The sequence below is a fragment of the Polymorphospora sp. NPDC050346 genome, assembly GCF_040655695.1.
GTDB classification, from domain to species: domain Bacteria; phylum Actinomycetota; class Actinomycetes; order Mycobacteriales; family Micromonosporaceae; genus Polymorphospora; species Polymorphospora lycopeni.
The window spans coordinates 57072-78166 of the sequence record NZ_JBFAKM010000007.1 but is presented as its reverse complement, the minus strand read 5'-3'; the positions used below and the strand labels follow the sequence as shown (position 1 = coordinate 78166).

General features: G+C 73.1%; 19 protein-coding genes. 8 read left to right on the top strand and 11 right to left on the bottom strand.

Annotation, left to right across the window (positions count from 1 at the left end; translation table 11 throughout):
* Positions 1 to 102: 102 nt before the first annotated feature.
* The 6 genes from AB0I42_RS09685 to AB0I42_RS09660 form a co-directional block, all read right to left on the bottom strand.
* The gene (locus tag AB0I42_RS09685) at positions 103 to 2346 is read right to left on the bottom strand and encodes an LLM class flavin-dependent oxidoreductase (protein ID WP_357535807.1); all 2244 of its coding nucleotides are present in this window, start codon (positions 2344 to 2346) and stop codon (positions 103 to 105) included.
* Between the two features lie 106 nt (positions 2347 to 2452).
* The gene (locus AB0I42_RS09680; protein ID WP_357535805.1) at positions 2453 to 3037 is read right to left on the bottom strand and encodes a MarR family winged helix-turn-helix transcriptional regulator; all 585 of its coding nucleotides are present in this window, start codon (positions 3035 to 3037) and stop codon (positions 2453 to 2455) included.
* A gap of 137 nt (positions 3038 to 3174) precedes the next feature.
* Positions 3175 to 3399 carry a hypothetical protein gene (locus AB0I42_RS09675; protein ID WP_212816404.1) on the bottom strand — a complete coding sequence of 75 codons (225 nt, stop codon included), beginning with the start codon at positions 3397 to 3399 and terminating at the stop codon, positions 3175 to 3177.
* 111 nt (positions 3400 to 3510) lie between these two features.
* A complete protein-coding gene (locus AB0I42_RS09670) occupies positions 3511 to 5655 on the bottom strand; it encodes an EAL domain-containing protein (RefSeq protein WP_357536052.1) in 2145 nt (714 codons plus the stop codon).
* Between the two features lie 53 nt (positions 5656 to 5708).
* Entirely contained in the window at positions 5709 to 6527 is an 819-nt protein-coding gene (locus tag AB0I42_RS09665) for an SAM-dependent methyltransferase (protein WP_357535803.1), read from the bottom strand.
* A gap of 88 nt (positions 6528 to 6615) precedes the next feature.
* A complete protein-coding gene (locus AB0I42_RS09660; RefSeq protein WP_357535801.1) occupies positions 6616 to 7482 on the bottom strand; it encodes an SDR family NAD(P)-dependent oxidoreductase in 867 nt (288 codons plus the stop codon).
* Positions 7483 to 7529: 47 nt separating this feature from the next.
* Here AB0I42_RS09660 and AB0I42_RS09655 point away from each other — a divergent pair, with 47 nt between their 5' ends.
* The 4 genes from AB0I42_RS09655 to AB0I42_RS09640 are packed head-to-tail and all read left to right on the top strand — an operon-like array spanning position 7530 to position 11295.
* Positions 7530 to 8495: a glutathione S-transferase C-terminal domain-containing protein gene (locus AB0I42_RS09655; RefSeq protein WP_357535799.1), complete on the top strand. Its 966-nt coding sequence runs from the start codon at positions 7530 to 7532 to the stop codon at positions 8493 to 8495.
* Positions 8488 to 9279: a DUF998 domain-containing protein gene (locus AB0I42_RS09650; protein WP_357535797.1), complete on the top strand. Its 792-nt coding sequence runs from the start codon at positions 8488 to 8490 to the stop codon at positions 9277 to 9279. Before AB0I42_RS09655 ends, AB0I42_RS09650 begins: the two co-directional genes overlap by 8 nt.
* A gap of 10 nt (positions 9280 to 9289) precedes the next feature.
* Complete coding sequence (locus AB0I42_RS09645; RefSeq protein ID WP_357535796.1) at positions 9290 to 9805, top strand: ArsR family transcriptional regulator; 516 nt, start codon at positions 9290 to 9292, stop codon at positions 9803 to 9805.
* Positions 9802 to 11295, top strand: a complete 1494-nt coding sequence (locus AB0I42_RS09640; protein ID WP_357535794.1) for a serine hydrolase domain-containing protein — start codon at positions 9802 to 9804, stop codon at positions 11293 to 11295. Before AB0I42_RS09645 ends, AB0I42_RS09640 begins: the two co-directional genes overlap by 4 nt.
* Positions 11296 to 11308: 13 nt before the next feature.
* On the opposite strand, the gene AB0I42_RS09635 is transcribed toward AB0I42_RS09640, so the two are convergent.
* Both AB0I42_RS09635 and AB0I42_RS09630 read right to left on the bottom strand, forming a co-directional pair.
* Positions 11309 to 11827, bottom strand: a complete 519-nt coding sequence (locus AB0I42_RS09635) for a hypothetical protein (RefSeq protein WP_357535792.1) — start codon at positions 11825 to 11827, stop codon at positions 11309 to 11311.
* Between the two features lie 131 nt (positions 11828 to 11958).
* Positions 11959 to 12798, bottom strand: coding sequence for a GNAT family N-acetyltransferase (locus AB0I42_RS09630; protein WP_357535790.1), 840 nt, complete (start codon positions 12796 to 12798; stop codon positions 11959 to 11961).
* Positions 12799 to 13041: 243 nt separating this feature from the next.
* Between AB0I42_RS09630 and AB0I42_RS09625 the strand changes: the two genes are divergently transcribed.
* A complete protein-coding gene (locus AB0I42_RS09625; RefSeq protein ID WP_357535789.1) occupies positions 13042 to 13641 on the top strand; it encodes a PadR family transcriptional regulator in 600 nt (199 codons plus the stop codon).
* 289 nt (positions 13642 to 13930) lie between these two features.
* On the opposite strand, the gene ispG is transcribed toward AB0I42_RS09625, so the two are convergent.
* From ispG to dxr, 3 genes are read right to left on the bottom strand one after another with little or no spacing between them, the layout of a single operon-like run.
* Positions 13931 to 15103, bottom strand: coding sequence for a flavodoxin-dependent (E)-4-hydroxy-3-methylbut-2-enyl-diphosphate synthase (gene ispG / locus AB0I42_RS09620; protein WP_357535787.1), 1173 nt, complete (start codon positions 15101 to 15103; stop codon positions 13931 to 13933).
* Positions 15104 to 15110: 7 nt separating this feature from the next.
* Positions 15111 to 16349 carry a site-2 protease family protein gene (locus tag AB0I42_RS09615; protein ID WP_357535786.1) on the bottom strand — a complete coding sequence of 413 codons (1239 nt, stop codon included), beginning with the start codon at positions 16347 to 16349 and terminating at the stop codon, positions 15111 to 15113.
* On the bottom strand, positions 16349 to 17560 hold the full coding sequence (gene dxr, locus AB0I42_RS09610; protein ID WP_357535784.1) for a 1-deoxy-D-xylulose-5-phosphate reductoisomerase: 1212 nt from the start codon (positions 17558 to 17560) through the stop codon (positions 16349 to 16351). Before dxr ends, AB0I42_RS09615 begins: the two co-directional genes overlap by 1 nt.
* 109 nt (positions 17561 to 17669) lie before the next feature.
* Here dxr and AB0I42_RS09605 point away from each other — a divergent pair, with 109 nt between their 5' ends.
* The 3 genes from AB0I42_RS09605 (at position 17670) to AB0I42_RS09595 (ending at position 21005) form a co-directional block, all read left to right on the top strand.
* Positions 17670 to 18575: a YhjD/YihY/BrkB family envelope integrity protein gene (locus AB0I42_RS09605; RefSeq protein WP_357535782.1), complete on the top strand. Its 906-nt coding sequence runs from the start codon at positions 17670 to 17672 to the stop codon at positions 18573 to 18575.
* Between the two features lie 65 nt (positions 18576 to 18640).
* Positions 18641 to 19342 carry a TetR/AcrR family transcriptional regulator gene (locus tag AB0I42_RS09600; protein ID WP_357535780.1) on the top strand — a complete coding sequence of 234 codons (702 nt, stop codon included), beginning with the start codon at positions 18641 to 18643 and terminating at the stop codon, positions 19340 to 19342.
* Positions 19343 to 19394: 52 nt separating this feature from the next.
* Positions 19395 to 21005, top strand: coding sequence for an NAD(P)/FAD-dependent oxidoreductase (locus AB0I42_RS09595; RefSeq protein ID WP_357535778.1), 1611 nt, complete (start codon positions 19395 to 19397; stop codon positions 21003 to 21005).
* The last annotated feature ends 90 nt before the right edge of the window (positions 21006 to 21095 follow it).

The following is a 21095-nucleotide window of genomic DNA, read 5'->3' as shown; positions in this document are numbered from 1 at the left end:
CGGCGGGACCGAACCTCTTGTACGCCTGCACCGCCCCGCACCCGCCGGCCCGGCCCGCACCGGACCGACCGAGCCCGCCGGCCAGCCGTCCGGCCGGCGGGGTCAGGCCACGTTGAAGTTGTCGCGGAACAGGTTGCCGGGGTCGTGGCGCCGTTTCAGTTCGCGCAGTCGCCGCAGCGTCGCGGGCGGGAAGGCGTCGGTGATCCGTTCCGGGCGCAGGTCGGTCTCGAAGTTGGTGTAGAGCCCGGAGAAGTGCCCGGCAAGGTCGTCCCACAGCCGGTCGATGCGCCGGCGGTCGGCCCCGAACGCGACCACCTGGAAGTTGGCCGACCGGTGCGCGAAGGCGGTCGCGTCGGGGTCGACGTCGGCGACGGCGCCGCCCATCGCGCGGATCTGGAAGAAGTACACCGCCCCGCTGGCGACCAGGTGGGCCGCCGCGGTGGCGAACTCCGGGGTGAGGTGCTCGAGCAGACCGGACCGGGCTACCGGTTCCCCCTGCCCCTGGTGCGAGCCCTCGACGTGGTGCATGAGCGCGGCGTACGGCACGATCTGCGCGGCCTGGTCGAGCACCGGTGCGATCCCGGCGATCGGCTGGAGCCGCTCGACCACGGTGTCCGGGTCGGCGGCGTCGACGACGGTGAGGATCTGCGCGACCGGCGGTCGACCGCGCCGCGCGCCGCCCATGATCAGGTTGGCGGTGGTGTCGCGCGGTGCCGCCTCCAGCACCGCGCCGAAGCGTTCCAGCAGGCCGGCGGTGTCGCTCGCGTCCAGGGCGAACTGTCCGAAGCCGACGTCGCCGACCTCGTCGACGACGAACTCGAACGACGTCACGATGCCGAGGTTGGCGCCGGCACCGCGGACGCCCCAGAACAGGTCGGGGTTCTCGTCGGCACTGGCCCGCACCGTCGTGCCGTCGGCGAGGACGAGGTCGACGGCGAGCAGGTGGTCGATGGTGAGCCCGTACCGGCGGACGAGCCAGCCGATCCCGCCCGAGGTGGCCAGCCCGCCGACCCCGACCCCGCCGTAGTCGCCGGAGGTGAGCGCCCAGCCGTACGGGGTGAGCGCGGTGGCGACGTCGCCCCAGCGGGCCCCGGGTCCGATACGTACCCGGCGGGTTTCCCGGTCGACGACCTCGATCGTGTCGAGGTGGGTCAGGTCGATCACGATGCCGCCGTCGTTGGTGGAGCGTCCGCCGATGCCGTGCCCGCCGCTGCGGACCGACAGCGGCACCGGTTGCTCGCGGGCGAAGGCGAGCGCGTCGACCACCTCGGCAGGGTTCCGGGGCTGGATGACGAGCCCCGGCGAACCGGCCCGCATCGCCGACGAGCGGACGCGGGCGTACCCGAAGTCGCCCGGCTCGACGGTCACCGCCGCGAGCGACGGGGGTACGGCGTCGTAGTCGATGCCCGTGCGGCGGCGGGCCAGCGCGGCGGCGCCGCGCTGCTCGGGCTCGGCCCGCGGGCCGCGTTCCCGGGCGACGGCCTCGCGCAGCGCGGGCGCGACCTCTTCGGCGAACCTGCGTGCGACGTCGGGGTCGTCGGCCATCAGGATGAACGTGCCGATGCCGTCGCGTAGCGCCAGCGGCAGCAGTTCCTCGACCCACTGGTCGGCCGGGCCGTCGAGGAAGCCGCGCCGGGACGCGGCGAAGGTGCCGCTGATGTTGAGCAGCCGGCGGATCTCGCGCGGGTCGCGGCCGGCCTCCCGCGCCGCCTCGTCGATCACCGCCTGGCCGGCGGCCAGGTCACCCGGTTTCAGGTACGGCAGCGACGGCAGCCAGCCGTCCGCCTTGCGACCGACCAGGCGCAGCATGCGGGGCTTGTACGCGCCCAGCCAGATCGGGATGTCGTGGGCGGGCAGCGGGCCGCGTTTGGCGCCGTGTACCCGGTAGTGGTCGCCGTCGTGCTTCAGGATGCCGGGTTCGTCGGCGGCCCAGATCCCGCGGATGATGTCGATCGCCTCGTCGAGGGCGTCGACCGACTGCCCGGGGGTCAGCCGGCGGCCGCCCATCGCCTCGATCGCGTCCCAGAATCCGCCGGCGCCGAGGCCGAGGTCGAACCGGCCGCCGGAGAGCAGGTCGAGGCTGGCGGCGGCGCGGGCGGTGACGGCCGGTGGGCGCAGCGGCAGGTTGAGCACGTTCGCCGAGATGTGCACCGACCGGGTCTTCGCGGCGACCCAGGTCATCAGGGTCCAGGTGTCGAGGAAGCCCGGCTGGTAGGGGTGGTCCTGGAAGGTGACCAGGTCGTAACCGAGTTCCTCGCTGAGCTGGGCACGCGCGACGGCGGCGTCCGGCGGGGTGACGGTCGGGGTGATGAAGGTGCCGAACCGCAGTGGGTGCCCGTAGTCCATGACGCCCTCCGATCGAGTGGTGATGACGACTGTCTGGGATGCCAATCGTATGTCGAACCACTCATTTTGCGACCAGCGCGTGCCGTCACGCTCGTCACAGGAAGCGTCAGGAGGCCGCGTCGGCCCGACGCTCGGCCGGGCCGCGCCGAGCACGTCGCTTCGGGGCCGGCGCCGGGTCGGAACCGAGGTCCTGGACCAGCTCACAGGCGTTGTCGAGCCGGTCGACCTCGTTGGCGCGCACCGCGAGGCGCCGCAGCACGTCGCGGAACACCCGCGCTTCGTCCTCGGAGACCTCGCCGAGCAGGTGCGTGTCGATCGCCCGCAGGTGACGCTCGGCCAGTTTCCAGGCGACGTGCCCCTTGTCGGTGGCGACGATCTGCCGGTTGCGCCGGTCGGCCGGGTCGGGCCGGCGGGCCACCAGCTCGGCGATTTCGAGATCGTCGACCAGGTAGGTCATCACCGTGCGGTCGATGCCGAGCCGCTTGGCGAGGGCGGACTGGCTGCCGGCGTCGCCGTGGACCGCCGCCGCGAGCACCTGGTATCCGCGCGGCCCGCCCGGAATGTCGCTGACCACCTCGTTCGACGCCTTCACGTACGCGCGGAACAGCACCCCGAGGTTGAACCCGAGGTCGTGGGCGAGCGACGCGCCCGCCGGGGCACCGAGGGCGGAGACGGGCGGGGTGTTGTCCATACCGACGACCCTAACAAGCCCTGCTGTCCAGCCAGAAGATCACGATTCACGACGTTCTTGGGCGGAGACCATCTGCCCCAGAGAACATGGTCACCGGCTGCCGGTGCCGGCCACGACGGGCCGGCACCGGACCCTGGCTACCGGGCGCCGTCGGCGAGGGTGACCAGGGCGGTGGCCGCGCGGAAGTACTTGTTGCGGCCGAGATCGCCGATCGTCTTGATGTTGAGCGCTTCCCTGAGCAGCTTCGCGTCGTTGTCGGTCACGCCGGCCAGTGCGGCCACCGGCGCGTTGACCAGTTCGGCGAGTTCCTTGTCCTCGTACGACTTGTCGAGCAACTTGGCAAGATCCGCTGTCACCGCCATGACGCCTCCCTCCGTACGGGCATCCGACCGGACACCCTGAGATGAGAGAAACTTTTACATATCGGACTTGCCCCATGTGCGGCATTCGCCGACATTGGCCTGAGTTACGGCTCAGTGGCGGGAGGCGACGCCGGCCGCGCCACGCAGCAGGGCGGTGATGCCGCCCGCCTCCTGCGGCGGCCCGTAGAAGCGGCCCTGACCGGTGTCGCAGCCCAGCGCCGACAGCCGGTCGGCCTGGTGCCGGGTCTCCACCGCCTCCGCCGTCACCGAAAGGTTGAGCGCGTGCGCCAACCGCACCAACGCGTCAACGATCCGCTCGTCGACCCGGCTCACCGGATCGTCGCCCCGGATGCCCTCCACGAACGCACCGGCCAGCTTGAGCGAGTGGATCGGCAGCCGGCGCAGATAGGCCAGGTTGGAGTAGCCGGTGCCGAAGTCGTCGATCGCCAGCCGTACGCCCAGTGCGGCGAGCCGGCGCAACGACCGCAACGGCTCCCCCGTCGTGGCCATCACCGCGCTCTCGGTCAGCTCCAGCTGCAACAGCTCCGCGGGCAGGCCGGTGCGCTTCAGCACCGCCGCGACCTTGCCGACCAGCGCCGGTTCGCTGGCCTGCCGCGCCGCCAGGTTGACGCTGACCCGCAGCCGGGCGTCGGGAAACTCGGCCAGCCAGCGGCTCGCGTCGGCGCAGGCGGTCGCCAGCACCCGTTCACCGAGGTCGACGATCAGCCCGGTCTCCTCGGCCAGTGCGATGAACCGGTCCGGCCCCAGCCGGCCGAGCTGCGGGTGCTGCCAACGCACCAGCGCCTCGACGGCGATCAGCCGCCGGTCGCCGGTCGCGACGATCGGCTGGTATTCGAGGACCAGCTCGTCCCGCTCCAGCGCGGCCGGCAGCGCGGTGGCGAGCGCCGACTTGGCCCGGTCGCGGGCGCTGCGTACCGGGTCGAAGACCGCCCAGCGGCCGCGACCGTCGGCCTTGGCCCAGTAGAGCGTGGTGTCGGCGGCCTTCATCAGGTCGGCCGGGTCGGTGTCGGCGACCGGACGCTCGACGATACCGATGCTGGCCGAGACGGCGAGCTGGTGTTCGCCGATGCGGACCGGCTCGGCGACGGCGGCCAGCGCCGCCTCGGCGACCCCGACCACGTCCTGTCGGCCGGTGCTGCCCTCGACCAGGATGACGAACTCGTCGCCGCCCATCCGGGCCACCAGGTGCCCGCCGTCGGCCACGCAGTCGGCCAGCCGGTTGGCGACCACGCTGAGCAGCCGGTCGCCGAGGTCGTGCCCGAGACTGTCGTTGATCGCCTTGAAGCCGTCGAGGTCGATGAAGCAGACCCCGACCCGGTCGCCGGGCGCGGCCCGGCCGAGCACCGCCGTCAGCCGGTCGAAGAACAGGGTGCGGTTGGGCAGCCCGGTCAGCGGGTCGTGCTGGGCCTGGAACCGCATCCGCTCCTGGAGTTCGTAGCGGTCGGTGATGTCCTCCATCATCGCGACCGTGAAGCGCGGCCGGCCGTCGTCGTGGCGGACCAGGGACACGGCCAGGTTGGTCCAGAAGGCGGTGCCGTCGCTGCGGTGGTAGAGCTTCTCCATCCGGGCCGCGTCGTGGCGGCCCTGGATCAGGTCGGTGTAGTGCTGCCACATCCCGTCGGGGTCGTCGGCGTGGAAGAGCTGCGCGACGTTGACCTGCCGCATTTGCGCCGGGGTGTAGCCGAACATGTCGGCGAGCGCCTGGTTGACCTCGACGATGCGCCCGTCGGTGTCGGCGATGCCGATACCGATCGCGGCCCCGGTGAAGATCGCCCGGAAGCGTGCCTCGCTGTCGCGCAGGGCCTGCTCCGCCTCGTTGCGGGCGGCCCACACCGAGCGGCTGAGCCGCTCCTGCTGGACGAAGGTCCGGTCCCGCAGCGCGGCGGAGAAGCCGGCGGCGAGCGCGCCCTGCAGGGCGATGGCCCGTTGCCGGACCGCCGGGGCGTCGGCCAGGTCGGGCAGTAGGTGGGTGACGAACCGTTCGCCGAGCGCGCGTACGGTCCAGCCGAGCACCGCCGGCTCGGTCAGGTGCGCCTCCACCAGGGCCGTCCCGACGTCGTGCCCCGGCCGGTCGGTGAACTGCGGTGCGAGCGTCGCCCGGGCGAGCCGGACCGTGTGCGCCAGGAGCATCTGCTCGATCTCGACCGAGCTGACCGGTACGAAGCCGAGCCGCCCGACGGCGGCGGCCCAGTCCCGGGCGAACAGCTCCGCCCCGGCGCGACTGAAGCCGTCCACATCGGACCGAACCGGTGTCGCGCCGGCCGGATCGTCCGCGGGCCCTGTCACGGCTACCCGTCGGCGCGGTCGTTGCGGCCGAGCGCGCCGAACGCGCCGAACCGCTCCGGATGAGCGTCCACGTCGGACGGTACGTCGGGCCGCCACAGCGGCATGTGGACGACGCCGGGCGGAAGAATGGTGAAGTCGCCGAAGAACGCGGTGACCTCGGCCTTGGACCGCAGGGTGATCTCGGTGGAGGTGCGGGCGGAGAGCCGCTGCGCGTCGAGCATCTCCTGCGGCTGGTCCTCGAACGTCGAATGCGAGATCAGCAGGTAGCTGCCGGGCACCGTCGCCCCGCGCAGCGTGGCCAGGACCGCGCCCGGGTCGTCGGCGTCCGGGACGAAGTGGACGACGCCGGCGAGCAGGATCGCGACCGGGCGCCCCAGGTCGATCAGCCCGGTGGCGGTCGCCTCGGCCAGGATCCGCTCCGGCTCACGCAGGTCGGCGTGCAGCACGGCACACCGGTCGTTGCCGTCGAGGATGGAACGGCTGTGCGCGACGGCGACCGGGTCGATGTCGACGTACACGACCCGGGCCTCGGGGTTGGCGGCCTGGGCGACCTCGTGGACGTTGCCGACGGTCGGGATGCCGGAGCCGATGTCGAGGAACTGGTCGATCCCCTCGGCGACCAGGACCCGTACGGCCCGGCGCAGCAGGGCCCGACCGGCCCGCATCGTGTCGGCGAGATTCGGCGTCATGCCGGCGATCTGCGCGGCGAGCTGGCGGTCGATCTCGAAGTTGTGCGCTCCGCCGAGAAAGTAGTCGTAGACCCGGGCCGCGCTGGGCCGGTTCATGTCGATCTCGGTCGGCGGTCCACTCGACTGGTCCATCTGTCGCCTTCGGGTAGTCCGGGGAATCTGAGGGGGTCCCTGGCCGGCCCGAGCATAACCGCCCCGCGCCGAGGTGCGGTGACCGTGGTCACGCCGTCCCGGCCGTCACCGGCAGCCCGACCGCGCGCAGGCTCGCCGTCCAGAGCCGGCGGGCCCGGTCCGGGTCGGTCGAGCGGGGCGAGGCGGCGAACGGAGCCCGGAACGCGAAGTAACCGCCGGGTACCAGCGCGTCGTCGGCGGTGGCCAGCCAGACCAGTGTGTCGGCGCCCTGCTCCGCCGTACGGAACAGCAGCGGGACCGGGCGGGCCAGGGTGAACAGCGGGCTGCCCCGCCCGAACCGGGTCCGCACCAGGCCGGGGAAGAAGCAGGTGGGCACCACCCCGAGGGGGGCGAAGCGGCGGGCCGCCTCGACGGTGAAGAGCAGGTTCGCCTGCTTGCTGGCGCCGTACGCCAGCCACCGGGCGCGGTACCGCGGGGCGGGCGCGGCCGGCCGGTCGACGTCGAGCCAGCCCCACGCCTCGGCCAGCGATCCGGTGGTGACGACGCGGGCCGGCCCGGCCGCCGCCCGCAGCCGGTCGAGCAGCAGATGGGTGAGCAGGAAGCCGCCGAGGTGGTTGACCTGCATCGTGACGTCGTGGCCGTCGACGGTGGCACGGGTCCGGGCTGCCAGCTGGCCGGCGTTGTTGACCAGTACGTCGATCCGGGGAAGGTCGGCCCGCAACCGGTCGGCGACCTCGCGTACCTCGGCGAGCCGGGCGAAGTCGGCCCGGTAGGTGCGGGGCGGGCGGCCGGCGACGGCGGCGACCCGGTCCGCGGCGTGGGCCAGCCTCGCCGGTTGCCGCCCGAGCAGCACCACGTCGTCGCCGGCACGGGCGAGCGCGACGGCCGCCGCGAGCCCGATCCCCGAACTGCCGCCGGTGACGACCACCGTCCTGCGCTGCCCCATACCCGTCATTCGATCATCGGCGGCGCGCGGGCGCCGGGCACGGATAGGTTGGCGGTATGGCGCAGGCGCAGTTCACCCGGGAGACCGGCAGCGGCGGCGAGTTCGTCCGCCAGCCCAACCGATTCACCGACCGGATCACGGCCGACTCCCAGTCACCGTCCGGTGGCGGGCCGGACTCGCGGGGGCGGTGGCCGGTCGAACCCGGCCGCTACCGGCTGGTCTGGTGCCGGGCCTGCCCGTGGGCGCACCGCGCCCGGATCGTGCTGGGCCTGCTCGGACTCGACGAGGTGATCTCGGTCGGCACCGTCGACCCGATCCGCGACGAGGCCGGCTGGCGGTTCACCCTCGACGAGGGCGGACGCGACCCGGTGCTGGGCGTGGAATTCCTGGCCGAGGTCTACCGGGCGACCGATCCCGACTACGCCGGCCGGGTGACCGTGCCGGCGCTGGTCGACACGGTCACCGGACGGGTGGTGACCAACGACTATCCACAGATCACGCTGGACTTCGGCACGCAGTGGCGGGCATACCGGCGACCGGGCGCCCCGGACCTCTATCCCGAGGCGCTGCGGCCGGAACTGGACGCGCTGATGGCGGAGATCTTCCGCGACGTCAACAACGGCGTCTACCGGTGCGGGTTCGCGGTGACGCAGCAGGCGTACGACGAGGCGTTCACCAACCTGTTCGCCCGGCTCGACCTGCTGTCGCAGCGGCTCACCGGGCAGCGCTACCTGATGGGTGACACGATCACCGAGGCGGACGTACGGCTGTTCACGACGCTGGTGCGCTTCGACGCGGCGTACCACGGGCACTTCAAGTGCAACCTGCGCAAGCTGACCGAGATGCCGGTGCTGTGGGCGTACGCCCGCGATCTCTTCCAGACGCCGGGGTTCGGCGACACCGTCGACTTCGACCACATCAAGCGCCACTACTACGGCACGCACCCGGCGATCAACCCGACCGGGATCGTGCCGCTGGGTCCCGACCTGTCCGGTTGGACCACGCCGCACGGGCGTGGCTGAACCGCTCCGGGCGGCGGCGGGGTTCGGGGCGGCGGCCTGCGCCGTCGCCGGCACGGTCGCGGTCACCGTCGCGGTGGTCGCCGGGCCCGGTCCGGGCCTGACCGGGTACGTCAGCGAGGCCGGTGTCGAATCCAGCGGGTACGCGTCGACGTACCGGCTGGGGATCTTCGTGCTCGCGGCCGGCCTGCTGCTGTTCGCACTGGCCCTGCCGTGGGCGCCCGCCGGCGGCCCGGCGGTGCGGGGCGGTCCAGCGAGCCGGGGCGGTCCGGCGATGCGGCGCGGCCCGGCGGTGCGGCGCGGCCCGGCGGTGCGCGGCGGGCCGGCCGTGCGGGTCGGTGGCGTCGTGTTGCCCGACCTGGTCCGCACCGCCGCCGCGCTGCTGGCCGCCAGCGCCGCCTGCACCGTGCTGTCCGGCGCGGTGACGTGCAGTGACGGCTGCCCGCTGCCGCCGTTCGAGCCGGCGACGACCGCCGACCTGGTGCACGGCGCGGCCAGCATCGCCGCGGTCGCGTCGTGCGTCTTCGCGATGGTCGCGCTGGCCTGGTCGCCGGCCACCCCGCGGACGTTGCGCCGGCTGTCGGCGGTCGCGGCGGCCGTGGCGCTGCCGCTGTCGGCCACGGTCGGGATCGCCATGCTCGTGCTGGGCCGCAGTGCCGTGGTCGCCCTGGTGGAGCGGGTGCTGCTGGTCGAGGCGGCCGCCTGGGTGCTGGCCGGCGGCGTGCTGGTCGGGGTCGGGCGGCTCCGCTCCCGCCCCGCCGAGATGCGAAATTACGTAGGTACGTAATACTGGAGGTATGTCGAAGGACGATCTCGCCGCCCGGGTGGCCGCCCTGGAGGAGGCGGTGGCCCGGCTGACCCGGCAGGCCACGCCGGAGCCGCGTACCGGCCCCACCGGCCCGGACACCTTCTGGGCGCTGGAGGGACTGCGCGACCGGCTGCCGCCGCAAGCCGAGGCCGGCGCCGTACTCTTCACCGGCACCGTCGACCTGCCGACCGGCGAGCACTACGAGTGGCAACTGGGCCGGCCGGTCGACGACCTGCTCGGCACCGACTGGTCCGAACACGCCGGCACCCTCGCCGCGCTCGGCCACCCGGTACGCCTGCTCCTGCTGCGCCAGGTGCTGCTCGGCTGCCGTACGACCGCCGAACTGGCCGAACAGGAAGGGCTCGGCACCACCGGTCAGCTCTACCACCACCTGCGCCAGCTCGTCGGCGCCGGCTGGCTGCGCCCGTCGTCGCGGGGCCACTACACGGTGCCGCCCGAGCGGGTGGTGCCGCTGCTCACGATCCTGACGGCGGCGACCCGATGAAGATCACCCGACCACTGGTCGCCGCCGCCCTGGCCGGGCTGGTCGCGGCCGGGCTGGCGACCTTCGCCGCCCCCTCCCCCGCCGGGCTGACCGGCGACCGCACCGGCGACACCGGACCCGCCACCCGGGTCCGGGACGCTGTCGACGACCCCGCCGGCTACCGCGGCCTCGCCGTCGCCACCGTCGACGGCGGCCAGGTACGGGTCGCCGGGATCGGCGAACGCGGCACCGCCGGCGGCGACGTCGACGCCGGCACCCCGTTCGAGTCCGGCTCGCTCACCAAGGTCATGACCGGCATGCTCCTCGCCGACCTGGTCGCCGACGGCGTCGTGACACCCGACGACACGCTGCGACAACTGTTCCCCGGCCGCGCCTTCGAGGACCCGGCCGTCGGCGACGTCACCCTGGCCGAGCTGGCCGGTCACACCTCCGGGCTGCCCCGGCTGGCCCCCGCGCCCGGCGGGCCACTGAGCACCGTCGTCGCGGCGGTCCGCGGCACCGACCCGTACGCCGGGCAGGACGCCGCCCACGTACTCGGCGCGTTGACCGGCACCCGGGTCCGCGACCACCGGGGTGAGGTGACGTACTCCAACTTCGGCATGGCGGTGCTCGGCCTGGCGCTCGCCGAACGGGCCGGTACCGCCTACCCGGAACTGCTGCGCCAGCGCCTGCTCGACCCGCTCGGCATGACCGCGACCGGTTTCGTCGGCGAAGGCGATCCGCTGCCGGCGGGTGCCGCGACCGGCGGCACCGGTGCGGGTCGCCCCATGCGACCGTGGCGCGCCGGCGGGCTGGCCGCCGCCGGCATCGGCATGTGGACGACCGCAGACGACCTGGCCCGGTTGCTGGCCGCGACGATGGCCGGAACCGCACCGGGCGCCGACGCGACCACACCCAGGTACGGCCCGGACGACGAGCGGATCGGGTTCGGCTGGTTCACCACCCGGTACGACGACCGCGAGATCGTCTGGCACAACGGCGCGACCGGCGGCTTCAGCGCGTACGTCGGGTTCGAGCGGGCGACCGGCCGGGGCGTGGTGCTGCTCGGCAACACCGACCGTGGTGTCGAGGCGGTCGGGCTGCGGCTGCTCGGCGTCGACCGGCCGACCGACGGCCCGGACGCCAACTGGCTGCTGATCGCCGTCACCGTCGTACTGCTGGCCGGCGGCGGGCTCGGCCTGGCCGCGACGGCGACCGGCACCGGCAGCACCTGGCGGCCCGCACCGGACCGGCTCGGGCTGGCCGGCGGCGTGCTGTCGGCGGCGGCGTCGCTGGTGCTGGCCCACCGGGCGGGGGCGTGGCTCGACGTCCCGGCGGTGCTGTGGCCGGTGGCGGTCGGGTTCGCGGTCGCCGGCGTGGTGCTGGCGGTGTTCCGATGGCCGGGCCTGCCGCTGATCGGCCGGGGCACGCCGTGGGTGCGCTGGACCGGCGCGGCGATCGGCGCGGTCGTGAGCGGCGGGCTGATCCTCGCGGTGGCGGTCCTGACCTGATCGCCGCTGTCCCCTACTTGGCCGCCTCCAGGCTCGGTGCCGGCTGGGCGGCCGGGCCGGGGGTGGCCGCCGACGTACCCAGCCGCTCGTAGAGCATCCCGCCCTGGTGGGCGAGGGCACCGACGACGGTGGGCACGATCGGCAGGATCCAGTCGGCGAGGATGCCGCGGTGCGGCAGGTTGAGGATCAGCACCGCGGCGGCGGCGCCGCCGAACCCGTGCGCCAGGGCGCGCCACACGGCGCGGCCGGTGTGGCCGACGGCGGCCCGCCGGGCGGCCCGGTCGCCGAGGTCGGGGAAGCCGGCCAGGGCACGGGCGTCCCGGCGGCCGAAGTTGACCCCGGCCACCCCGCCGGCCACCGACGTACCGACGACGGTCGCGGCCAGCAGGTCCCGGGCCAGCAGCAGGAGCAGCCCGAACGCCAGCGCTCCGAGCCCGAGGGCGACGGCGGCGCGGATCCACTCCCGCTTGTCGCCCGGATACCAGTAGTACTTGGTGGTGCCCTCGGAGACCTGCTTGACGATCCGCCCCATTTCGGCCCCTCACCTCGCCGACCGTAACCCGTTTCCCGCAACGATCGTTACGAAGCGTAGGCATCAGCGAGATCACCCGACTGGCAGCATACTGAAAATAGCTACCATTCTCCCAAATGACGGGAAACCGGTCAGAAGAGGACGGTTGCGAACGTGCCCACCGAACGAAAACCGCACCGCTCGTACACCCGGCGGGCCGGCACGTTGTAGTCGTTGACGTAGAGGCTCACGGTCGGGGCGACCCGGCCCGTCGCGTCGCGCATCACCGCCGACATCGCCGCCGTCGCGATCCCCCGCCCCCGCCACTCCGGAGCGACCCAGACCCCCTGGATCTGCGCGGTACGCCGGGTCACGACCGCCAGCTCCGCCTTGAAGACCACCTCACCGTCGACGACCTTCACGTACGCCCGCCTGGCGCGTACCAGGTCGAGCACCCGGCGCCGGTAGCCGCGCCCGCCGTCGTCGGCCAGCGGCGACGCGCCGACCTCCTCGGTGTACATCGCGACCGCCGCCGGGAAGAGCAGGTCCATCTCGTCGGAGCGGGCCAGGCGCACGTCGGGGTCGGGGCGCACCGGTGCCGGGCCCTCCGCGGCCAGCAACGGCTGGTTCGGGCGTACGTCCCGCGCCGGTCCCCACCGGCTCTCCAGCCGCTCCCACAGGCCGAGCACCGCGTCGGCCCGGCCGACGATGGAGGAGCAGAGCCGTTCCTCGGAGCCGATCCGCTCGGCGAAGGCGGCGACCGCCGGTTTCGAGGCGAGAACCGGGGTCAGGTGACCGCCGAGCCAGCACAGCGACTCCACCTGGCGGCGCGAGCCGTAGCCGAAGATCCGCCCGTCGGCCCGCCACCAGGAAAGGCCGTGCGCGGCCACCCGCTCGGCGACCTGGGCGGCGGCGAACGGGTCTAGGTCGAGGAGCCTCTCGACCGCACCGCGCTCGGTCTCCCCGAGCTGCCGTACGGGCACCATGAGCACGCTTACCAGCGTGCCAGATCCGCGGCGCCCAGGTGCGGTCAGCCGCCAACTCCCCACTCCCCCTCGGCGATCCCGGTGATCAGGGACCAGGTCGGGCGTGTTGCCGGCGTGTCGTGGTTCGAATCCCCTGATCACCGGGATCAAGAAGCTCGACCTCGCGTGACGGGCGTCTCTGTCGTCTTGTCGGCGATAGCTTCCCGATATATCGTCGAGTCATCAACGACAGTCTGAGGGGAGACTGAAATGGGATTCCGACGCGATTTCCACGCGACCCACGAGGGCCGGATGCGGGGCTTCCGGCCGTTCCCGCCCGGCGGCTTCGGCCCCGGGTTCGGCGCCGGCTTCGGCGCGGGACCGGGCTTCGGTCCAGGACACGGTCACGGCCGGGGGCGTGGGCGGGGCCGGCGGCCCAACGTCCGCAGCGCCGTGCTCGCCCTGCTCACCGAGCGGCCCATGCACGGTTACGAGATGATCCAGGAACTCGACCAGCGCACCGGCGGGGCATGGCGCCCGAGCCCCGGGTCGATCTATCCGACGCTGCAACTGCTGGAGGACGAGGGCCTGATCGTCGCCAGCACCGAGGAGTCCGGCGGCGGGCGCAAGCGGTTCGCGCTCACCGAGGCCGGACGGGAGGAAGCGGCCACGGCGGCCGAGGCTCCGCCGTGGGCGGAGTTCGAGGAGAGCGTCGGTAGCTGGCAGGACATCCGCGACGCCAGCATGCAGGCGATGCAGGCGCTGCGGCAGGTGATGACGACCGGCACCGACGACCAGCGGGCCCGCGCGGCCCAGGTGCTCGACGAGACCCGGCGCAAGCTCTACGCGATCCTCGCCGAGGAGAAGTGAGCACGGCTTCCGGGTTCCTCGCCGCCCTGATCGCGGTGATCAGGGACTAGGTCGGGTGTGTCGTCGGCGTGCCGCGGTCACCAGCCCCTGATCACCGGGATCTCGCAGCCGCGGCGGCCGACCATCGCCCGCGGCGGTGTCGGCTGCCGACCATCGGCCATGGCGTGGCGGCGGCTGCCGGCCATCGGCCATGGGTGGCGGTGGCGGCGGCTGCCGGCACGGTGACCGGCCCGGACAGCGGAACGGCCCGCCACCAATGGTGGCGGGCCGTCGGCGGATCCGGCGTGGGTCAGTGGACCGTCACGGACGGGGCGCTGACCAGGTCACGCAGTTCTTCGGGAAGCTCGGCGCCCATCTCGTCGGCGAGCCGGATCGCCTCCTCGACCAGGGTCTCCACGATCTGCGACTCCGGCACGGTCTTGATGACCTGGCCCTTGACGAAGATCTGGCCCTTGCCGTTGCCGGAGGCCACCCCGAGGTCGGCCTCCCGGGCCTCCCCCGGGCCGTTGACGACACAGCCCATGACCGCCACCCGCAGCGGCACCGGCAGCCCCTCGAGGGCGGCGGTGACCTGCTCGGCCAGGGTGTAGACGTCGACCTGGGCCCGGCCGCAGGACGGGCAGGAGACGATCTCCAGACCCCGCTCGCGCAGCCCGAGCGACTCCAGGATGGCGTTGCCGACCTTGATCTCCTCGACCGGCGGGGCGGACAGCGACACCCGGATCGTGTCCCCGATCCCCTCGGCCAGCAGTGCGCCGAACGCCACCGCCGACTTGATCGTGCCCTGGAACGCCGGCCCGGCCTCGGTGACGCCCAGGTGCAGCGGGTAGTCGCACTGCTCGGCGAGCTGCCGGTAGGCCCGCACCATCACCACTGGGTCGTTGTGCTTGACGGAGATCTTGATGTCACGGAAGCCGTGCTCCTCGAAGAGCGAACACTCCCACAGCGCCGACTCGACCAACGCCTCGGCGGTGGCCTTGCCGTGCTTGGCGAGCAGACGCTTGTCCAGCGAGCCGGCGTTGACCCCGATCCGGATCGGGATGCCGGCCGCCGAGGCCGCCGCGGCGATCTCCTTGACCTTGTCGTCGAACTGCCGGATGTTGCCGGGATTGACGCGTACCGCCGCGCAGCCGGCGTCGATCGCGGCGAAGACGTACTTCGGCTGGAAGTGGATGTCGGCGATCACCGGGATCTGCGACTTCTTCGCGATGGCCGGCAGCGCCTCGACATCGTCCTGCGACGGCACGGCGACCCGGACGATCTGACAGCCGGACGCCGTCAGCTCGGCGATCTGCTGGAGGGTGGAGTTGACGTCGGCGGTGAGCGTGGTGGTCATCGACTGGACCGACACCGGGGCGCCGCCTCCGACCGGCACCTGGCCGACCATGATCTGGCGGCTGTGTCGGCGCGGGGCGAGCGGCGGGGGCGGTACGGCGGGCATGCCGAGGCTGACTGCGGTCACTGGGTACTCACCTTGAGAAGAGCGTGATCGGATTTATCACGTCGGCGGTGACGGTCAGCAGCGTGAAGGCACCACCGACGAGGATCACCACGTATGTGACTGGCATGAGTTTGAAGTAGTCGACCCGCCCCGGATCCGGCTTGCCGAGCCGCGCGAAGAGCCACGAGCGGGCCCGCTCGAACCAGGCGATCGCGATGTGCCCGCCGTCGAGCGGCAGCAGGGGCAGCAGGTTGAAGACACCGACGAAGAAGTTCAGCGAGATGAAGAGCAGGACGAAGATCTCCCACGCGTCGTTCTCGACCGCCTCGCCGCCGAGCCGGCTGGCGCCGACGACGCTGATCGGGGTGTCCTGGTCACGCTGGTCGCCGGTGATCGCCGCCCACAGCGCCGGGACCTTCTCCGGGATGCGCTGCATCGCCCGGACGGTGCCGACCGCCATGTCGCCGGTGTATTCGGCGGTGGCCCCGATCGCCTCGATCGGACCGTACGTGACCATCAGCGGAACCCCGGGGGGCGGCACCGGGCCGGCGACACCCAGCGCGGAGACGGTGACGGCGGCACCCTCGGGGTTGTCCAGCGGGGTGCGCTGCACGGCCGCGAGGTCGGCGGTCACCTCGCCCGGCACGCCGGCGCGCTCGTAGCCGATGGTGGCCTGCCCCGGCGGCAGTCCGCGGACGACGTTGACCAGGTCGGTGTAGGTGGCGACCGGGGTGCCGTTGATCGAGGTGATCTTGTCGTCGTCCTGGAGGCCGGCCTGGCGGGCCGGGCCCGCCGGATCGCTCGGCAGGCACTCGCGCGACTCGTTGGCCACGACGACACAGTCAGTGATCTTCACGTGGGCGGGAAGCGGACCGGCGAGGGCCTTGTTGGGCAGCCCCATGAACATGGCGGCCAGCCACAGCGCGACGATCGCCAGCATGAAGTGCGTCGCCGAGCCGGCGCCCATCACGATGGTGCGCTTCCAGACCGGGTAGCGCCACATCACGCGGTGCTCGTCGCCCGGCTCGACGTCGTCGTCCTGCGGGGTCATTCCAACGATCTTGCAGAATCCGCCGAGCGGGATGGCCTTGAGTCCGTACTCGGTCTCACCGCGCCGGAACGAGAAGATGGTGGGGCCGAAGCCCACGAAGTAGCGGCTGACCTTCATGCCGAACTTCTTGGCGGTGAGCATGTGCCCGGCCTCGTGCAAACTCACCGAGACAAGGATGGCCAGGGCAAACAGCACAACCCCGAGCAGGTACGCCATCAAGCTCCCTCCGCAGACGCCCCGATGATTTGCCGCGCCTGCGCCCGTGCCCAGGTCTCCGCGGCGAGCACGTCCTCGACGGTACCCGGTTCGGCGAAATCGGGGGCCGCCCCGAGCACCCGCTCGAGTGTGTCGACGATGCCGAGGAACGGTAGCCGACCGGCGACGAACGCGGCCACGCACTCCTCGTTGGCGGCGTTGTAGATCGCCGGGCGGCAGCGGCCGGCCTCACCCGCCGCCTTCGCCAGCCGTACGGCCGGGAACGCCTCGTCGTCGAGCGGGGCGAATTCCCAGGTGTGCGCGGCGGTCCAGTCGACGGCGGCGGCCGCTCCCGGCACCCGGTCCGGCCAGCCCAGGGCCAGCGCGATCGGCAGTTTCATGTCCGGCGGACTGGCCTGGGCCAGGGTGGAGCCGTCGACGAACTCGACCATGGAGTGGATCACCGACTGTGGGTGGATCATCACCTCGATGTCGGCGTACGGCACGTCGTAGAGCTCGTGTGCCTCGACGACCTCCAACGCCTTGTTGACCATGGTCGCCGAGTTGATCGTGACGACCTGCCCCATGTTCCAGGTCGGGTGGGCCATCGCCTGCTCGACGGTGACCCCGGTCAGCTCCTCGCGGTGCCGCCCGCGGAACGGGCCGCCGCTCGCGGTCAGCACCAGCCGGCGTACCTCTTCGCGGGAGCCGCCGCGCAGGCACTGCGCCAGGGCCGAGTGCTCGGAGTCGACCGGCACGATCTGCCCGGGGCGGGCCAGCGCGGCCTTCACGAGCGGGCCGCCGGCGACCAGCGACTCCTTGTTGGCCAGGGCGAGGGTCCGCCCGGCGCGCAGGGCCGCCAGGGTCGGCGCGAGCCCGAGCGAGCCGACGACCGCGTTGAGGACGATGTCGGCCGGCAGCTCGGCCAAATCGGTCATCGCCGACGGGCCGGCCACGATCTTCGGGATCTTGAAGCCGCCGGCGGGGTAGTCGCGCCGGGCCGCCTCGGCGTAGAACGCCAACTGCAGGTCCTGGGCGGCGGACGCCTTGGCAACGCCCACCACCTCGACGCCGAGTTCCAGCGCCTGGGCGGCGAGCAGGGTGACGTTGCCGCCGCCCGCGCCGAGCCCGACGACCCGGAACCGGTCGGGTGCGTGGCGGACGATGTCGATGGCCTGCGTGCCGACCGAGCCGGTCGAGCCGAGCAGGACGATGTCGCGGGGTGAACTCACGCCGCCCATTGTGGCCGAGCGGGATTGGGAGCCGGTGGGGAGCCGCCCTCGATCAAGGGCCGGCCAGCGTACGGGCGTGCGGACGGCCGGGTCGGGGAATGAAGGAGTGATGGAATCCGGCTGGAGGTGGCCGCGCCGGTTGGCCCGCGCGGCGTTGCGGCCGGTCCGGGGCCGGGACCTGGCGCTGCACGCGGCGGCGATCACGTTCTACGGCGCGGTGGCGGTGGTGCCGGTGGCCCTGCTGGCGGTCTGGGCGACCGGCCTGGTCGCCGGCGCCGACCGGGTACGACGGCTGGCCGGTCACGCGATCGAGACCCTGCCCGACCAGATCGGCGCCGACCGGGCCGCCGCCGCGCTGATCGACGCCGGGCTGGGGCTGACTCCCCTGTTCGCGCTGGCCGCCCTCCTGCCGGCGTCGCTGTACGGCGAAGGGCTGCGCCGGGCGTTCGGGTCCGTCGCCCGCCCGGCGCCACCGGTCGGGCGGCTGATCGGCTGGCGTGGCCGGTTGCTGCTGTTGCCGGTCCTGGCCGCCGCGCCGGCACTGCTGTTGTCGGTGCTGCTGACGCTGCCGCTGACGACCGGGCTGGTCGGCGAGGGCGGCTGGGCCGGCGTACTCGGGGTGGTGCTGTCCTTCCTCGCCGTCTGGCTGGGGCTGACGCCGGTGCTGGTCTGGGTGTTCCGGGTGGTCGGGCCGGCCCGGCCGGACTGGGCGTCGACCGCCGTCGTCGGCTCGTTCACCGCGGCCAACCTGTCCGGCTTCCTGCACGGGTTCGTCCTCTTCTGCTCGCTGCCGCTGGACCTCGGCATACCGTTCGGCGGCAGCGACGGGATCGGCGCGGTCGTCGCGGTGCTGCTGTGGCTGTACCTCTTCCACGTGATCGTGCTCACCGGCTACTCGGCGACGCTGGCGGGCAGCGCCTGGCGGGCCCGGCGGGCCACCGGTGGCGCCGACCGCCCCACCGCGCCGGCGGTTCCGGCCGGCCGGAGCCGGGACCGGGAACGGATAGTCTGTTAGAGCCGGTTAGCGCAGTGAACAGCGTTCATCCGGCGACGCGACCCGTGGCGACGAGGAGGTGACGGTTGGCGACGACACCGACGCGACGCGAACGCCTTCGTACGGCGACCGTCACCGAGATCAAGGAAGGAGCGCGCCGACTGCTGAGGGCCGGCGGGCCACCGGCGATCTCGCTGCGGGCCATCGCCCGCGACATGGGCATGACCGCCCCGGCGATCTACCGCTACTTCCCCAGCCTCGACGCGCTCACCGCCGCCCTCGCCGGCGACCTGTACGACGAGGTGCGTACGACCGTCGAGGCCGCCCGGGACGCCGCCGGGGCGGACCCGCTCGCGCAACTGCTGGACATGGCCCGGGCGTTCCGGCGCTGGGCGGTGACCCACCCGGACGAGTTCACGCTGATCATGGGCCAACCCGCCGGTGGGACCGGAGCGTCCGAGGCGGCCTGCGCCGACGCCGGGCACCCGGGCGCCCGGCTCGGCGCCACGTTCCTGCGGCAGCTGACGGTGCTGTGGGAACGCGCCCCGTTCGGCGCGCCGGCCGGAGAGGCGCTGGAGCGGTCGCTCGCGCCGCTGCGCAGCCGGCACGGCGAGGTGCCGGCGGAGGTCGCATACCTGTTCCTCGCCGCCTGGACCCGCCTCTACGGCCTGGTCGCGATGGAGGTGCTCGGTCACCTGGGGTGGGCCGTCACCGATCCCGAACCCCTCTTCGAGGCCGAACTGGCCAGCCTGGCCGATCAGCTCCGCTCCCCCACGAAGATCCCTTGATCGCATAGCCGGGCATCGCAGTGAGACGGCCCGCGCCGTTACGCTGCCGGGCATGAATGAGCGGTCGAGCGCCCAACTGCCCTCCCGTGCCGACGTGGTCGTCGTCGGCGCCGGCCACAACGGTCTGGTCTCCGCCGTCCTGCTGGCCCGCGCCGGCCTCGACGTGGTGGTGCTGGAGGCCGCGCAGGTCGTCGGTGGAGCCGCCCGCACCGAGCGGCCGTTCGCCAAGGTCCCCGGCCTCGGCCACTCCACCGGTTCCTACCTGCTCGGCCTCATGCCGCCGGAGCTGATCACCGAACTCGGTGTCGAGATCCCGGTCCTGCGCCGCGATCCGCACTATTTCCTGCCGACGCCGGGCGGCGCCGGCTCGCCCTACCTGCTGTTCGGATCCGACCGGGCGGCGACCCGCGAGCAGATGGCGGCCTTCTTCTCGCCCGCCGACATCGCCGCCGACGACGCGATGCAGGCCGAGTTGGCGGCCCTGCGCGAGGACCTCGCGCCGGCCTGGCTGGCCGAGCCGTCCGCCGTCGAGGAGACCGCGCAGCGATACGTCCGGCCGGCGCTGCGGCAGGTCTTCGTCGACCTCGTACGCGGCTCGGTCGCCGACTACCTGGCCCGGTTCGAGTTCCGGTCCGAACTGCTGGTCGCCATGTACGCGGTGACGGATGGCCTCTCCGGCCTCAACGCCGGTCCCGACGATCCCGGCACCGGGCACAACTTCCTGGTGCACAACATGTGCCGGCTGCCGGGGGCCGACGGCACGTGGATGATCGCCCGGGGCGGGATGGGCACGGTGTCGCGCACCTTCGCCGACGCGGCCCGTGCCGCCGGGGCACAGATCTTCACCGGCACGCCGGTCAGGTCGGTCACCGTCGATGGCGGCGCGGCCAGCGGTGTGGTGCTGGCCGACGGCCGTACGGTCAGTGCGCGGGTGGTGCTCGGCGCCTGCGATCCCTACCGGCTGATCGACCTGGTGCCCGACAACGCGCTGCCGGCCGAGCTGACCGCCCGGATGGCGGCGGCCCGGCGACCGGGCAGCACGCTGAAGATCAATCTGGCGCTCTCCGGGCTGCCGCGCTTCGCCTGCCTGCCGGACGACGCGCCCAGCCCGTTCGGCTCGACGATCCACCTGCTGCCCGGTTCGGCGTCGCTGGTCGGTGACGGGGCGGGCGAGTCGCCGATGGCGGCGCTGCGCGCCATGTGGGCCGACGTGCAGGCCGGCCGCCTGCCCGAGGAGCCGACGATGGAGTGGTACCTGCACACCACGGTCGACCCCTCGTTGCAGGACCCCGCCGGCCACCACTCGTCGGCGCTGTTCGTGCAGTCGGTGCCGTACGAGCTTGCCGACGGGACCTGGGCCGACGCCTTGCCGTCCTACGTGGACAAGCTGCTCGCGGTCTGTGAACGCTACGCCCCCGGCACCGGTGAACTGGTCGCCGACATGATGCCGCTGACGCCGCCCGGCATCGAGGAGCACTTCGGCATCACCGGCGGGCACATCCACCACGTCGACAACACGGTGTCGTTCACCGACCGGATGCCTTACGCGACCGGGTTGGACGGCCTCTACGCCGGCAGCGCCGGCTGCCATCCGGCCGGCAGCGTCATCGGAGCGGCCGGCCACAACGCGGCGAAGCGGATCCTCGCCGACCTGGCCACCTGAGCGCACGCTGGCCACCTGAGCGCACGGCAGCGGGCGAGTCTCGGGCGTGTCGCTACCGAAGATCCCTGATCACCCCAGGTCGGACCGGAA